The sequence below is a fragment of the Streptomyces sp. NPDC001714 genome, assembly GCF_042892755.1.
Classification (GTDB): Bacteria; Actinomycetota; Actinomycetes; order Streptomycetales; family Streptomycetaceae; genus Streptomyces.
In genome coordinates this window covers 85,923-98,630 of the sequence record NZ_JBIAUL010000016.1, presented here as the reverse complement: position 1 = coordinate 98,630, position 12,708 = coordinate 85,923, and the positions used below count along the sequence as shown (strand labels likewise).

The 12,708-nt window shown below is 70.8% G+C and carries 13 protein-coding genes and 1 tRNA gene; 8 read left to right on the top strand and 6 right to left on the bottom strand.

Features of this window, described 5'->3' with window-relative positions:
* Positions 1-25: 25 nt before the first annotated feature.
* Together ACFY0P_RS35465 and ACFY0P_RS35460 are read right to left on the bottom strand one after the other, a co-directional pair.
* Positions 26-2,554 (bottom strand): ABC transporter permease, encoded by a 2,529-nt coding sequence (locus ACFY0P_RS35465; protein WP_388922688.1) that lies wholly within the window; start codon positions 2,552-2,554, stop codon positions 26-28.
* The gene (locus tag ACFY0P_RS35460) at positions 2,554-3,327 is read right to left on the bottom strand and encodes an ABC transporter ATP-binding protein (RefSeq protein WP_388922685.1); all 774 of its coding nucleotides are present in this window, start codon (positions 3,325-3,327) and stop codon (positions 2,554-2,556) included. The genes ACFY0P_RS35465 and ACFY0P_RS35460 overlap by 1 nt, the downstream gene beginning before the upstream one ends.
* 414 nt (positions 3,328-3,741) lie before the next feature.
* Here ACFY0P_RS35460 and ACFY0P_RS35455 point away from each other — a divergent pair.
* Positions 3,742-3,824, top strand: a tRNA-Leu gene (locus ACFY0P_RS35455).
* Positions 3,825-3,921: 97 nt separating this feature from the next.
* On the opposite strand, the gene ACFY0P_RS35450 is transcribed toward ACFY0P_RS35455, so the two are convergent.
* Together ACFY0P_RS35450 and ACFY0P_RS35445 are read right to left on the bottom strand one after the other, a co-directional pair.
* Positions 3,922-4,182 carry a hypothetical protein gene (locus ACFY0P_RS35450; RefSeq protein WP_388922682.1) on the bottom strand — a complete coding sequence of 87 codons (261 nt, stop codon included), beginning with the start codon at positions 4,180-4,182 and terminating at the stop codon, positions 3,922-3,924.
* 146 nt (positions 4,183-4,328) lie between these two features.
* Entirely contained in the window at positions 4,329-4,727 is a 399-nt protein-coding gene (locus tag ACFY0P_RS35445; protein ID WP_388922679.1) for a helix-turn-helix domain-containing protein, read from the bottom strand.
* Positions 4,728-4,956: 229 nt separating this feature from the next.
* Here ACFY0P_RS35445 and ACFY0P_RS35440 point away from each other — a divergent pair, with 229 nt between their 5' ends.
* The 6 genes from ACFY0P_RS35440 (at position 4,957) to ACFY0P_RS35415 (ending at position 10,876) form a co-directional block, all read left to right on the top strand.
* Positions 4,957-5,172 carry a hypothetical protein gene (locus ACFY0P_RS35440; RefSeq protein ID WP_388922676.1) on the top strand — a complete coding sequence of 72 codons (216 nt, stop codon included), beginning with the start codon at positions 4,957-4,959 and terminating at the stop codon, positions 5,170-5,172.
* 75 nt (positions 5,173-5,247) lie between these two features.
* Positions 5,248-5,466 carry a hypothetical protein gene (locus ACFY0P_RS35435; protein ID WP_388922673.1) on the top strand — a complete coding sequence of 73 codons (219 nt, stop codon included), beginning with the start codon at positions 5,248-5,250 and terminating at the stop codon, positions 5,464-5,466.
* 88 nt (positions 5,467-5,554) lie between these two features.
* Complete coding sequence (locus tag ACFY0P_RS35430) at positions 5,555-7,465, top strand: hypothetical protein (protein ID WP_388922670.1); 1,911 nt, start codon at positions 5,555-5,557, stop codon at positions 7,463-7,465.
* Positions 7,466-7,596: 131 nt separating this feature from the next.
* Positions 7,597-8,271 (top strand): hypothetical protein, encoded by a 675-nt coding sequence (locus ACFY0P_RS35425; protein ID WP_388922667.1) that lies wholly within the window; start codon positions 7,597-7,599, stop codon positions 8,269-8,271.
* A 349-nt stretch (positions 8,272-8,620) separates the two neighbouring features.
* The gene (locus ACFY0P_RS35420) at positions 8,621-9,799 is read left to right on the top strand and encodes a 4-hydroxybenzoate 3-monooxygenase (protein WP_388922665.1); all 1,179 of its coding nucleotides are present in this window, start codon (positions 8,621-8,623) and stop codon (positions 9,797-9,799) included.
* A gap of 195 nt (positions 9,800-9,994) precedes the next feature.
* Positions 9,995-10,876, top strand: coding sequence for a Bax inhibitor-1/YccA family protein (locus ACFY0P_RS35415; protein ID WP_388922662.1), 882 nt, complete (start codon positions 9,995-9,997; stop codon positions 10,874-10,876).
* An 85-nt stretch (positions 10,877-10,961) separates the two neighbouring features.
* Here ACFY0P_RS35415 and ACFY0P_RS35410 read toward each other — a convergent pair whose 3' ends face one another.
* On the bottom strand, positions 10,962-11,192 hold the full coding sequence (locus tag ACFY0P_RS35410) for a DUF4287 domain-containing protein (RefSeq protein ID WP_093502087.1): 231 nt from the start codon (positions 11,190-11,192) through the stop codon (positions 10,962-10,964).
* Positions 11,193-11,310: 118 nt separating this feature from the next.
* On the opposite strand from ACFY0P_RS35410, the gene ACFY0P_RS35405 reads away from it, so the two are divergent.
* Positions 11,311-11,622: a hypothetical protein gene (locus tag ACFY0P_RS35405; RefSeq protein ID WP_293994137.1), complete on the top strand. Its 312-nt coding sequence runs from the start codon at positions 11,311-11,313 to the stop codon at positions 11,620-11,622.
* Positions 11,623-11,773: 151 nt separating this feature from the next.
* Here the strand turns inward: ACFY0P_RS35405 and ACFY0P_RS35400 are convergent, their stop codons facing one another.
* Entirely contained in the window at positions 11,774-12,556 is a 783-nt protein-coding gene (locus tag ACFY0P_RS35400) for a hypothetical protein (protein ID WP_388922659.1), read from the bottom strand.
* Positions 12,557-12,708: the final 152 nt, after the last annotated feature.

Genomic DNA, 12,708 nt, shown 5'->3' with positions numbered 1-12,708 from the left:
CGCACCGCTCACTACTCGGCGCTCACTACTCGGCCTTGATCGCCGCCAGCACGTTCAGCCTCGCCGCGCGGCGGGCCGGCCACAGGGCCGCCAGGACGCCGACCGTGCCGGCCAGGAGCAGGAAGACCGCCATCCTGGCCCAGGGCAGCACCAGTTCGTACGTCGGCATCCGCGAGCCGACCAGCTGACCGGCCGCCCAGCCGAAGAACACGCCCAGGCCGAGGCCCAGCACCCCGCCGAAGAGCGAGATGACCAGGGACTCCAGGCGGACCATCCGCCTGACCGCCTTGCGGTCCAGGCCGATCGCGCGGAGCATGCCGATCTCCTGGGAGCGTTCGAACACCGACATGGCCAGGGTGTTGATGACCCCGAGGACAGCGACGATCACCGCCATCGCGAGCAGGCCGTAGACCATGTTCAGGATCAGCGTGAACGCCTGTGCGATGGAGTCGGACAGGTCCTGCTTGTCCTGGACCTTGATCGCCGGGTTGGAGCCGAGGGCCTTCTCCAGCTTGTCCTTGGTCGCGCTCGACGCGCCGTCCGCCGTCTTGACCATGACCTGCATGTCGGCGGGGTCGGTCTCGTGCGGGGTGAGGGTGGTGCTGTCGAGCATGATCCCGCGGATCACCTGGTTGCCCTCGTAGATCCCGGCGACCGTCAGCCGCTGCGCCTTCCCGTCCTCGTAGTGGACGGTGAAGACGGAACCGGCCTTCCAGCCGTGCGACTTGGCGGTGTCGTCGTCCACGGCGACGTCCGATCCGCCGACCTTGAAGGAGCCGCTGTCCACCGTGAGGTCGGTGAGCTTCCCGATCGCCGAGCCGTCGACGCCGGTCAGGAACTCGGTCTCGCCGTCGATGCGGGAGGCCGCGTTGCTGAGCGGGCTGGAGGCGGTCACGCCGTCGGTCGCCGCGACCTTCTTCGCCACGTCGGGGGAGAGCGCGTTGCCATTGGCCATCGAGACGATGTAGTCCGCCCGGATCGCCGAGCTCGCCATCTTGTCGATGGACTTCTGCAGGCTGCCCGCCATCACCGTCATGCCGGTGATCAGGGTCAGGCCGATCATCAGCGCGGAGGCGGTGGCGGCGGTACGGCGCGGGTTGCGCACCGAGTTCTGGCGCGCGAGCTTGCCGGAGACGCCGAACCCGCGCAGCAGCGGGGCCGCGGCCGCGATCAGCGGACGGGACAGCAGCGGGGTCAGGACGAAGACGCCGATGATGAGCAGGACCGCGCCGAAGCCCATCGGGGCCTGGCCGTCACTGCCGCTCATCGTCGTCGCCGCCAGGATCACCACCACGCCCGCCGCCGAGAACAGGGCGCCGATCGTGTTGCGCAGCACCAGCGACTTGGTGGTCGGGGCGGCGTGCAGGGCGCTCATCGCGGCGACCGGCGGGATCTTCGCGGCGCGGCGGCCGGGCAGCCAGGCGGCCAGCATGGTGATGACGATGCCGACCGCGAGGGCGGCGGCCACCGTGCCGGGGCTGACGACCAGCGGGCCGTCCGGGACGGTCGCGCCGAACGAGCCCAGCAGCGAGCGCAGTCCGGCGCCGATGCCGATACCGGCGACCAGACCGGTCACGCCGGCCACCGCGCCGACCACGAACGCCTCGATCAGCACCGACCGGGTGACCTGGCGGCGGGAGGCGCCCACGGCGCGCAGCAGCGCCAGCTCCTTGGTGCGCTGGGCGACCAGCATGGTGAAGGTGTTGGCGATGATGAACGTGCCGACGAACAGGGCGATGCCGGCGAAGACCAGCAGGCCCGAACGCAGGCCGCTCATGCTGCTGGAGATCTGCTCCGCCTGGTCGTCGGCGAGCTTCTGGCCGGTGGTGGTCTCCACCAGCTTCTTCGGCAGGGCCCGGTCCAGCTGGGACTTGAGGGCGGCCTGCCCGGTGCCGGACTTCGCGGTCACGTCGATCTCGTCGTACGCGCCCTTCTTGCCGAACAGCTGCTGCGCGGTCGGCGTGTCGAACAGGGCGAGGCTGCCGCCGGCCGCGACGTTGCCGTCGTCGGTGGTGAAGACGCCGGCGACGGTGGGCTCGAGGACCGGGCCGTTCACCGAGATGCGCACGGTGTCGCCGACCTGGTAGCCGGCCCGCTCGGCGGTCCTGGAGTCGATCAGGACCTCGCCCTCGCCCCTCGGCGCGTGGCCGCTGACCAGCGGGTAACGGGCGTCCTTGGTGCCCCAGTAGTTGCCGCCCTCGGACTGCCAGCCGCCGCCGATCAGCTTGCCGTGCTTGTCGGCGATCGCGGTGAAGCCGGAGACGACCCCGGTGGCGGAGGCGGCCCCGGGGACCTTCGCCGCCTTGTCGAGCAGGACCTGGGTGAGGTCGGGCGTCTTGCCGACCTGGTCGCCCTTGGAGTCCTGGTGCCTGGCCTGGACGGCCACGTCGACGCCCTCGAAGCCCTTGGCCGAGCTGTTCTGGTAGGCGTCCGAGATGGTGTTGGTGAAGACCAGGGTGCCGGAGACGAACGCGACGCCGAGCATGACGGCGAGCACGGTCATCAGCAGCCGGGCCTTGTGCGCGAGGACGTTGCGCAGCGCGGTGCGGAACATCAGCTGGTACGGCCCTTCGCGTCGAACTGCTTCATGAAGTCGAGGACCGTCTCGGCCGTCGGGCGGTACATCTCGTCGACGATCCGGCCGTCGGCCAGGAAGACCACGCGGTCGGCGTACGCGGCCGCCACCGGGTCGTGGGTGACCATGACGACGGTCTGGCCCAGCTCCCGCACCGAGTTGCGCAGGAAGCCCAGGACCTCGGCGCCGGAGCGGGAGTCGAGGTTGCCGGTCGGCTCGTCACCGAAGATGATCTCCGGGCGGGAGGCGAGCGCACGGGCCACGGCGACGCGCTGCTGCTGGCCGCCGGAGAGCTGCGAGGGACGGTGGCCGAGCCGGTCCCGGAGGCCGACCATCTGGATCACGTTGTCCAGCCACTGCTTGTCCGGTTTCCGGCCCGCGATGTCCATCGGGAGGGTGATGTTCTCCAGCGCGGTCAGCGTCGGCAGCAGGTTGAACGCCTGGAAGATGAACCCGATCTTGTCCCGGCGCAGCTTGGTCAGCTGCTTGTCCTTCAGGGATCCCAGCTCGGTGTCGCCGATCCGCACGGAACCCGAGGAGAAGGTGTCGAGGCCGGCCACGCAGTGCATCAGTGTGGACTTGCCGGAGCCGGACGGCCCCATGATCGCGGTGAACTCGGCCTGCCGGAACTCGACGGTGACCCGGTCCAGGGCGACCACCTGGGTCTCGCCCTGGCCGTAGATCTTCGAGAGGTCCGTGGCACGTGCGGCCACGGAGGTGGTCCGCCGGTCGGCGATTGGTGTGGTGGACACGGAAGGGTGCTCCTGTCGGGACGACGGCGTTTCATGGGGACCGCACCATCGTCTCGGCCGAACCGGTCCGTGTAGTCAGCCGCAGTTCCGGTTCCGGGGGGCGACCGAGGGGGGACCGGCGGGGCGCCGAGTCATACCTGGGGATGACACCGAACCCCGAGACCTCGGATCCGGAACCGGGCGTTCCCAGTCGTCGAGAACAGGTGGAGCCCCCTTGTTCGGACGGTGAAATTCCGTCATTCCGTGTACGTGTGCACCCACCGCGCGTAACGCTATTGGCAAGTGCGGATGGCTCGTTCCGCGTGCTGATGCTCCCTCAGACGTCAATAAAATAAGACAACATCGGGTCGTCCGTCCGCTGTTCGGGGGACGCCTCCCGATAGGGTCGGAATCTCGTAGCGGAGCCCATGGCCTGCCCGGATGGTGGAATGCAGACACGGCGAGCTTAAACCTCGCTGCCCCTCGCGGGCGTACCGGTTCAAGTCCGGTTCCGGGCACTTCCCGCACCTCTCGTGGGTGGCGTCGGTCCACCCTCGGTGCCGGCTCGTCCTCGGTGCCGGCTCACCCCTCGTGGACGGTCGGCACGGTGTCGGGTCACCCCTCGTAGACGGTCAGCACGGCGCCGTCGACCGCGACGCGGCGGCCCGCGCGCATGCCGTTGCGGCGCAGGGTGCGCAGACACTCCTCGAAAAGGGCGAGTTCGCCCGGGTCCAGGATGGCGGCGGCCAGGTCCAGGAGTTCGGTGACCGAGGCGTCGGTCAGCACCTCGGGCAGTTCCCCGGACAGCAGGACGACGGACTCGCCGTCGGGTTTCCGGACCACGGCCGTCGCCGGTCCGCCGTGCACGAACAACACATGTCCCCCTGAGAGCCCGTGGTCGTGCGGCTCTCGCGTTCCCGGGCAGTGAGGCAGAGACTAGCGGCGGATCTTGACGCTTTCGTGCGGAGTTGGATTCTTTTTCCGACTTGACGGAAGAACGTCCGGGAGTGGTCCGGTGGCGCTCACTTCTCCCGGGGTGCGCGGTCGAGCAGGGACTCCACGAGCGCGGTGACGTGCCGGCGGTCGTCGGCCGACAGTTTCTGGACACTCGCGATGAGCAGCGCGACCTCGGGATCGGCGGCGCCGGCGGTGCCGCCGGTCGGGTCCGCGGCCGGCGAGGTGTCGTACACGTGGATCCCGCAGGCCTCGGCGGCGGCGCGGCGCACCGCCTCCAGCGGGAGTTCCAGCCCCTTGGCCAGGCCTTCCAGGGTGGTCGCCTGCGGCATGCGGACCACGCGGTCGGTGGTGGCCAGGTGGTGCACGGTGGAGCGCGGGATGCCGCCGCGCCGCGCCACGTCGCCGTAGGACCAGCCCTTGCGGTCGAGGTGCTCACGGATCAACTGCTGCAGTGCGTTGGCCACTGAGTCACTTCCTGCTCGCCGCCTGCGGAGTCCTGCCTTGTCGCGGCCGATTCTACGGTCGGGTAGCCGATCGGCCGAGAGGGTGATTTTCCGAAGGGGTTGCGCAGCGGGTTCCCGAGCCCGTAGTGTCCAATCTCGTTGGACAGCACGTCCGACCAGATTGGACAGAGTCCGGGGGGAACCTGACTCGATCCGATCGGAAATGTCTATCCCTGAGGGGGAAAAGATCATGATGGATGCCCATGAGCTCGAGGCCGAGTCCGCGGAGCTGCTGCCGGGCCGTGAGGCCCTGGGCCGGCTGAAGTTCGGCTTCGGCAAGACGGTCAACGTCACCAAGCACGTCGCGAACATCAGCGCCCACAACGAGTCCGCCGCGCTGAACGACCACTCGGCGTGGTCGGTGGCCGACTCCGGCGCCGGTCAGACCATCAGCGTCACCCAGTAACACCGCCCTGGCGCACGGCGCCGGCACCGAGAACGACCTCAACCTCACCGCACACGAAACGAAGGGACATCCGTCATGAGCATGGACATGAACGAGCTGGAGAACGAGTCCGCCGAGCTGCTCCCGGGCCGTGAGGCCCTCGGCCGCCTGAAGTTCAGCTTCGGCAGGACGGTCAACGTCACCAAGCACATCGCCAACATCGACGCGTCCAACCAGTCCGCCGCGATCAACGACCACAGCGCCTGGTCGGCCGCCGAGTCGTCGGCCGCGCAGACGATCAGCGTCACCCAGTAGTTCCCAGGAGCGCCGCCGCCGTCGCCCCGGCGGTGGCGCTCCCGGCAGTTCGGGGGGAACACATCGGGGATCCGGGGGGAGACCACACATGACGGTGCTCGGGGACGGAGCCGCCGCACTCTACGACACGGGCCCGGTGCCCGGACCCGGCGGCTGGCCGGTGACCTACGAGCAGGTGGCGACGGGCAACCTGCCGGTGGTCGACCCGCCGTCGCCGGTACCGAGGCTCAGCGCGGGGCTGCGGCTGCACGGTGAGTACCAGGGGTCGGGGTTCACCGAGCCCAAGTACATCGCCCGTCGGGGGGACGGGCAGGTCGTGCAGCTGTCCAGGCTGCTGTACCTGGTGGCGTCGTCGGTCGACGGCGTCCGCGATGCCGAGGCCATCGCCCACCGGGTCAGCGCCCGCTTCGGACGCGAGGTCAGCGGGGAGAACATCCGCTACCTCGTCGAGAAGAAGCTGGAACCGCTGGGTGTGACGGTCCCGGAGGGCCAGGAGGACGACGAGGTCGACGCCCCGCGCTCCGACCTGCTGCTCGCCCTCAAGGGTCACCGGGTCATCTTCAACGAGAAGCGGACGGCGAGAATCGCGCGCTCGCTGGCGTGGCTGCACCGGCCGGCCGTGGTCGCGCTGGTGCTCGGCTCGGCCATAGCCATGGACGTCTGGCTGTTCGGGTTCTTCGGGGCGATCGAGCCCGTCCTGGAGGTGCTCGACCAGCCGGTCCTGATCCTCGTCGTCTTCGTGCTCACCGTGGCCTCCCTCGTCTTCCACGAGTTCGGACACGCCTCCGCGTGCAGATACGGAGGAGCCCGCCCCGGCTGCATCGGGTGCGGGCTCTTCCTCATCTGGCCCTCGATGTACACCGACGTCACCGACGTCTACCGGATCGGGCGGGCCGGCCGGCTCCGCACCGACCTGGGCGGCGTCTACTTCAACGTCGTCTTCATGCTGGCCATGGCCGGCGCCTACTTCGCCACCGGGGCCCAGTTCTTCCTGGCCACGGTGTATCTCGGGCACTTCGAGATCATGGAACAGCTGATGCCGGCCGTACGGCTGGACGGCTACTACATCCTCGGCGACCTGGCCGGGGTCCCGGACCTGTACGGCAAGATCAAGCCGATCCTGCTGGGCCTGGTGCCGGGGCCGAAGGGGGACAAGGCCCGCCAGGAGGTCGCCGGGCTGAAGAAGTCGGCGCGGGCCATCGTCGCCACCTGGGTGCTGACGATGGTCCCGCTGATCATCGGCGAACTCGGGTACGCGCTGTGGAACCTGCCGCGCATCCTCACCACGATGACCCGCTCGCTGACCGAGCAACTCCTCGGCACCGGCGGCGCGTTCGTGCACGGCCAGGTGGTCGAGGGGCTGGTCGGGACGATCGGCTGCGTGATGCTGCTGTGCCCGATGGCCGGTGTCGTCTACCTGTCCGTGAAGATCGGCGGCCGGATCTTCCGGGCCGCGCAGCGCTCCACGGCGGGCCGGCCGAAGCTCCGGCTGGCGATCTGCGCCCTCGCCCTGGCCGGGCTCACCGGGCTCAGCTACGCATGGATGTCCGGGGTGACCCCGAAGCCGCTGCCCAAGCAGCCGCCGATCGCCCCGATCCTCCAGCCGGGGGTGCCGACCACGGAACCGCCGCCGGCGCGGCAGGCCTCGACCCCCGACCGGCCGGAGGACTCCGGTGCCCCGTCGGACACGGTGTCCGGCGGGCCGGCCGGCTCGGCCGGAGCGAGCGCCGGGCCCTCGGCCGAGCAGACGTCGCGCGGCGCGTCCGCCTCGGCGTCGCCCTCCGCCTCGGCGCCGGGCGGCGCCGGGCAGGGCGGTCCGACCAAGTCGCAGGCGCCGGCCAGCGGGGGACCGGCCACCGAACCGGTGTCCTCGCCGCCGGAGAGCGTCCCGGCGACCCCGACGCCCACTCCGTCGGAGAGCGTCCCGGTGTCCCCGACCCCCAGCCCGTCCCCGCCGCCGGCCAGCGACTCGCCGAGCCCGGCCCCGGCCACGTCCTGACACCCGGCCGCCGGGCCACGTCCCGGCGAGCGGCACCGATCCGCACGTCCCGGCGAGCGGCACCGATCCGCACGTCCCGGCGAGCGGCCCGAACCACCTTCCGCAGCAGCACAGGAGCACAGGAGCACTCCATGAGCAGTCACCGAAAAACCCGTACCACCCCAGGTCCGCTCACCCGGCGGGCCGTCCGGATCGGCCTGTTCGCCGCCGGGGTCGCCGGGGCGGCCACCGCCGTACCCGCGCAGGCGGCCACCGCGGCCCCGCACGCCGCGGTCGTCTCCGACCACGTCTTCAGCCACGCCGACCGCGGGCACCACACCCAGGCCAGGGACTCCTTCACGGTCCGCCAGTTCGGCACGGTGAACGCCGCCGGCGTCCGCAACCAGGCCAACGCCGTCTCGGCCGGCTGCTCGGCGGACGACCACTGCCGCTCGGTGGCCCTCTCCTTCCAGATCGTCACGATCGCCGGGGAGCACACCCACCTGAACGCCGTGAACCGCAGCGACGCCGCCAACAAGGAGTGCACGGGCTGTCAGACCCTCGCCGGGGCCTACCAGTTCGTGGTCTCCACGCCGACCGCGCTGAGCTTCGACAGGGCCACCCAGGACAAGCTCGCCGACATCCACCGCCGGCTCGACGCGCTGACCCGCTCCACCCTGCCCGCCGACGAACTGCGCTCCAAGGCCGACGGGCTCGCCGGCGAGGTCACCGCCGTCCTGCACGACGCGGTCGCGAACGCCCCGAAGGGCGACCCGCAGAAGGACGTCACCCTCCACCGCCACCTGGACGGCTGGCCGGGCCACTGATCCGTCCTGCCCCCGCACACCGGCCGCGGGGGGGGGGGGGGGGCCGGGGCGGGCGGGCGGGGCGGGGCGGGGGGGGGGGGGGGGGGGGCGCGGGGGGGGGGGGGGCGGGGGGGGGGGGGGGGGGGGGGGCGGCGGGGGGCGCGGGGCCCGCCCCCCCCCCCCCCCCCCCCCCCCCCCCCGCCCCGCCGCCCCCCCCCCCCCCGGCCGGGCCCCCGGCCCCCGGCCGCGTGTGCCGTGCCGACACCGGGTGTCTCCATTGACACGGGGTATGACCGGACGGAGACTCGGAGGAGAACGGTGAAGTAAATTTCACCAGGCGAACATCGACGACCATCGAAGGGAACGACCGATGCGCACCACCGTCGGCATCATCGGAGCCGGACCCGCCGGGCTCCTCCTCGCGCGGCTGCTGCACAACGCCGGCATCGACTCGGTCGTCCTGGAGAGCCGCGACCGCTCCTACGTCGAGCACCGCCAGCGCGCCGGCATCCTGGAGCAGGGCACGGTGGACGTGCTGCGCGCGGCCGGCGCCGGGGAGCGCATGGACCGCGAGGGCCTGCGCCACGACGGCATCGAGCTGCGGTTCGCGAAGCAGCGCCACCGCGTCGACTTCCCCGGACTCACCGGCGGCCGGTCCGTGATGGTCTACGCCCAGACCGAGGTCTGCAAGGACCTCATCGCCCTCCAGCTCAAGGAGGGCGGCCCGCTGCTCTTCGAGGCGGAGGCGCTGGCGGTGGAGGGCGCCGAGAGCGAGCGGCCGCGGGTGCGGTTCCGGCACGAGGGCCGCGAGGACGTCCTGGAGTGCGACTACGTCGTCGGCTGCGACGGCTTCTGGGGCGTCGCCCGCACCGCGTTCCCCGAGTCCCTCTCCCGGGTCTTCGAGCGGACGTACCCCTACGCCTGGCTGGGCATCCTCGCCGATGTCGCCCCCTCCCACGACGAACTGGTCTACGCCCGCCACGACCGGGGCTTCGCCCTCCTCTCCATGCGCTCGCCGTCCGTCTCCCGGCTCTACCTCCAGGTCCCGGCCGGCACGGACGCAGAGGAGTGGACCGACGAGGCGATCTGGGACGAGCTGGAGCGGCGCTTCGAGACCGACGACGACTGGCGCCTGGAGCGCGGCCCGATCACCCAGAAGTCGGTCACACCCATGCGGTCGTACGTCCATGAGCCGATGCGGCACGGCCGGGTCCTCCTCGCCGGGGACGCCGCCCACATCGTGCCGCCGACCGGCGCCAAGGGGCTGAACCTGGCGGTGGGCGACGTCGTGACCCTCGCCCGCGCCCTGGTTCACGAGAAGGAGACGGGCTCCCCGGAGCTGCTCGACGCCTACTCGGCGACCTGCCTGCGCCGGGTCTGGCAGGCCGAGCGGTTCTCGTACGACATGACGAGCATGCTCCACCCCGGCCCCGGCGACACCCCCTTCGACGCCCGGCTCCAGCTGGCCCGGCTCGGCCGGATCGCCTCCTCCCGGGCGGCCGAGACCGACCTGGCGGAGGCCTACACCGGCTTCCCCCTGGACGCCTGAGGGATCTCCGGCCGGTTCCGGTCATGTCCCGGCTTCGTCATGGAATGAAGCCCTCCGTGGCCGGGAATCAGGGCTCCGCGTAGCGTGTTGCGCAGCACGGTGAGGGAAAGATCCTCCGCAGGTAGTAGGGTCAGTCTTTTGCCAATCCATTACTCTTGACGCCAAGGCCACGCAGGGTGGCCATGGAGGAGTGAAATGAGGAGCAGCAACCCGGTCTTCTCGCGACGGGGGTTCAGCCGCGACAGCGGCTACGCGGGCTTCAACACCGCGCCGCAGGCCGGGTACGCACAGGGCAACCCGTACGCCCAGGGCGGCAACCCGTACGCGCAGAACCCGTACGCGAACAACCCGTACGCCCAGCAGGACCTCCAGCAGGGCGCCCCGCCGCAGGCCCCGGCCACCACCGGCCGGATGACGATGGACGACGTCGTCATGCGCTCGGGCATGACGCTCGGCACGGTCGCCGTCGGCGCCGTCCTCGCCTGGGCGCTGCTGCCGATCTCGACCACCAGCTACGGCCTGGCCGTCGGCTCCGCGATCATCGCCTTCGTCCTGGCCATGATCCAGAGCTTCAAGCGCACCCCGGTGCCGGCGCTGATCCTGGGATACGCCGCGTTCGAGGGTGTCTTCCTCGGCGTCATCAGCGAGATGTACAACAGCCAGTGGAGCGGCGCCCCGTTCCAGGCGGTGCTCGGCACCCTGGCGGTCTCGGCCGCGACCCTGCTGGTCTACAAGGCCGGCTGGATCCGCGTCACCGCCCGCTACGCCCGCATCGGCATGGCCATCGCCATCGCCTTCGTGCTGGTCATGGCGGTCAACCTGCTGCTGGTCGCGTTCGGCGTCGCGGACAACGGCGGACTGCGCAGCTTCGGTCCGCTCGGCGTGATCGTCGGCATCATCGCGATCCTGCTCGGCGCGTTCTTCCTCACCCTCGACTTCAAGCAGATCGAGGACGGCATCGCCTACGGTGCCCCGAAGAACGAGGCCTGGCTGGCCGCGTTCGGCCTCACCATGACGCTGGTGTGGATCTACGTCGAGATGCTGCGCCTGGTGGCGATCTTCAGCAGTAACGACTAGCTCGACGGCAAGCTGTCACCAGCGGACCGAGAAGGGCCCCGGGGTCGTCACCCCGGGGCCCTTCGCCGTCTGTGTGCGTGCGCGCCTAGAGAAGTTTGCGCGCGGCCCTCCTCAGGTCGTACTCATGGATCAACGCCTTCGCGTGGCCGTACGCGAGGTTGTGCTCGTGGCGGAGCCAGCTGACCTTTTCCTCGAATCGGAAGAGGGCCGGGCCTTCGTCGACGGTGCGCAACCAGTCGGACACTTCACGACCGGTGCAGTGGGGGATGCGGGCGAGCATGTTGCGATGGGTCTCCTCGGAGAAGACTTGGGACATCGGCGCCTCCGGTGCGCAAAGGGGGTTGTAGCCGGTCCTTCACGTCACCGTGCCTGAGTGTTGGCGTGTTGGCAACAGTCGTGACAAGACAGCCGGTGGCAGGCGTTACGCTCACGGCGTGGTTGATACGACGCCTCTGACCCGTGCCGTGGAACACTTCGCCGACAAGCTGAGGGCGGCACCGCAGAGCCGGCTGCAGCGGGGCGCCGCCGCGGAGGCGCTGGGACTGGCGAGGGAGTTGGCCCGCTGGGCGCAGGCCGTCGAGGAGCCGGGCGCCGAGAGCCGTGAGATGCCGGACGCGGGGATGTTCGCGGTGGCCGACCAAATCACGGTGGCCGGAAACGACTTGGCGGTGGTGCTGAAGAACGAGGCCGAGGTGGGGGATGCGGTGCGGCTCGTGGAGGAGGCGCAGAAGAGGGCGGGGGTCTGAGGCCGCGCGTTGTCGGGTGCGGCACCGTCGCGGCTGGTCGCGCAGATCCCGGCGCGCCTGAAGGGGCGCACCGCCGCGCCCCCTCTTTTGCTTTTAGGGGCGCGGGGAACTGCGCGAGCGACCCCCACGCACCCGCACCCGACCACGCGCCTCAGAGCGAAGCTATGACCCGGTCCGCCAAGATGTACACGTTCTCCTCGCCGCACGCGAACGTCAGTGTGTACGCGCCGGAGATCCCCGAACCGCCCAGCAGGTACGGCGTCTCGCCCGCGCCCAGCGCCGCAGCCAGCCGCTCCGCCGTCTCCCGGTGCCCCGGCGTCATGCACAGCGTCGTGCCGTCGGCAAAGACGTAGACGTCCAGCGTGCCCAGCGGGCCCGGGCGGACGTCGGAGAGTTCGACCTGGGACTCGGCCAGCTGCTCCAGCGTCGCGACCGTACGCTCATGGTCGTTCACCACCGGCGACTGCACCGGCACGAAGTCCGGGTGGGACGGGTGACGGCGGCGGGCCGCCGCCAGTTCCGGGGACTCCCCGGTGAACTCGTCGGTCTCCGCCGCCGGCTCGGCGACCGGCTCAAGACCCACGAAGTCCGTCTGCCGCGGCAGGAACGGCTCACCGTCCGCCAGACCCAGCAGCGACGGCGCGTCGGAGGCGTCACGCGCCTCCTGCGCGGCCCAGAAGGCACGTGCCTCGGCCAGCTCCCGCTCCCGCTCCTCGGCCAGCGCCTCCGCCACCGCGGCGCGTATCTCCTCGGCGTCGGCATGGCTGCGAGCCGCCGGCATGAGGGCGCGCAGGGTCGCGGCCTGGTTCTGGGCAAGCTGGGTGTGCAGCTCGGCGACCTGACGGCGCAGCTTCAGTACGGTGCGCAGGACAGCGACGCCCACGGCGCCCGTGGCGGCCGTGGTGAGCAGCAAGGCGATCGGCATGGCGCTCACTGACGTACTCCCGGTTCAAAGTCGACCCCCGACTTCCTACATCAGCTTGAAGGGTGGACTATCAAGCTGTCAGTGCGTAACGTCACGAAACGGACAGGACATTGGCCCTGAGGTTTACCTGGACAACTACGCTGACCTGCGGTGATACCCCC

Excerpts from the sequence above, each read along its gene's own strand:
- ACFY0P_RS35465 (WP_388922688.1), bottom strand. The coding sequence starts at position 2,554 with ATGTTCCGCACCGCGCTGCGCAACGTCCTCGCGCACAAGGCCCGGCTG.
- ACFY0P_RS35440 (WP_388922676.1), top strand. The coding sequence starts at position 4,957 with ATGATGGATGCCCATGAGCTCGAGGCCGAGTCCGCGGAGCTGCTGCCG.
- ACFY0P_RS35435 (WP_388922673.1), top strand. The coding sequence starts at position 5,248 with ATGAGCATGGACATGAACGAGCTGGAGAACGAGTCCGCCGAGCTGCTC.
- ACFY0P_RS35430 (WP_388922670.1), top strand. The coding sequence starts at position 5,555 with ATGACGGTGCTCGGGGACGGAGCCGCCGCACTCTACGACACGGGCCCG.
- ACFY0P_RS35425 (WP_388922667.1), top strand. The coding sequence starts at position 7,597 with ATGAGCAGTCACCGAAAAACCCGTACCACCCCAGGTCCGCTCACCCGG.
- ACFY0P_RS35420 (WP_388922665.1), top strand. The coding sequence starts at position 8,621 with ATGCGCACCACCGTCGGCATCATCGGAGCCGGACCCGCCGGGCTCCTC.
- ACFY0P_RS35415 (WP_388922662.1), top strand. The coding sequence starts at position 9,995 with ATGAGGAGCAGCAACCCGGTCTTCTCGCGACGGGGGTTCAGCCGCGAC.
- ACFY0P_RS35410 (WP_093502087.1), bottom strand. The coding sequence starts at position 11,192 with ATGTCCCAAGTCTTCTCCGAGGAGACCCATCGCAACATGCTCGCCCGC.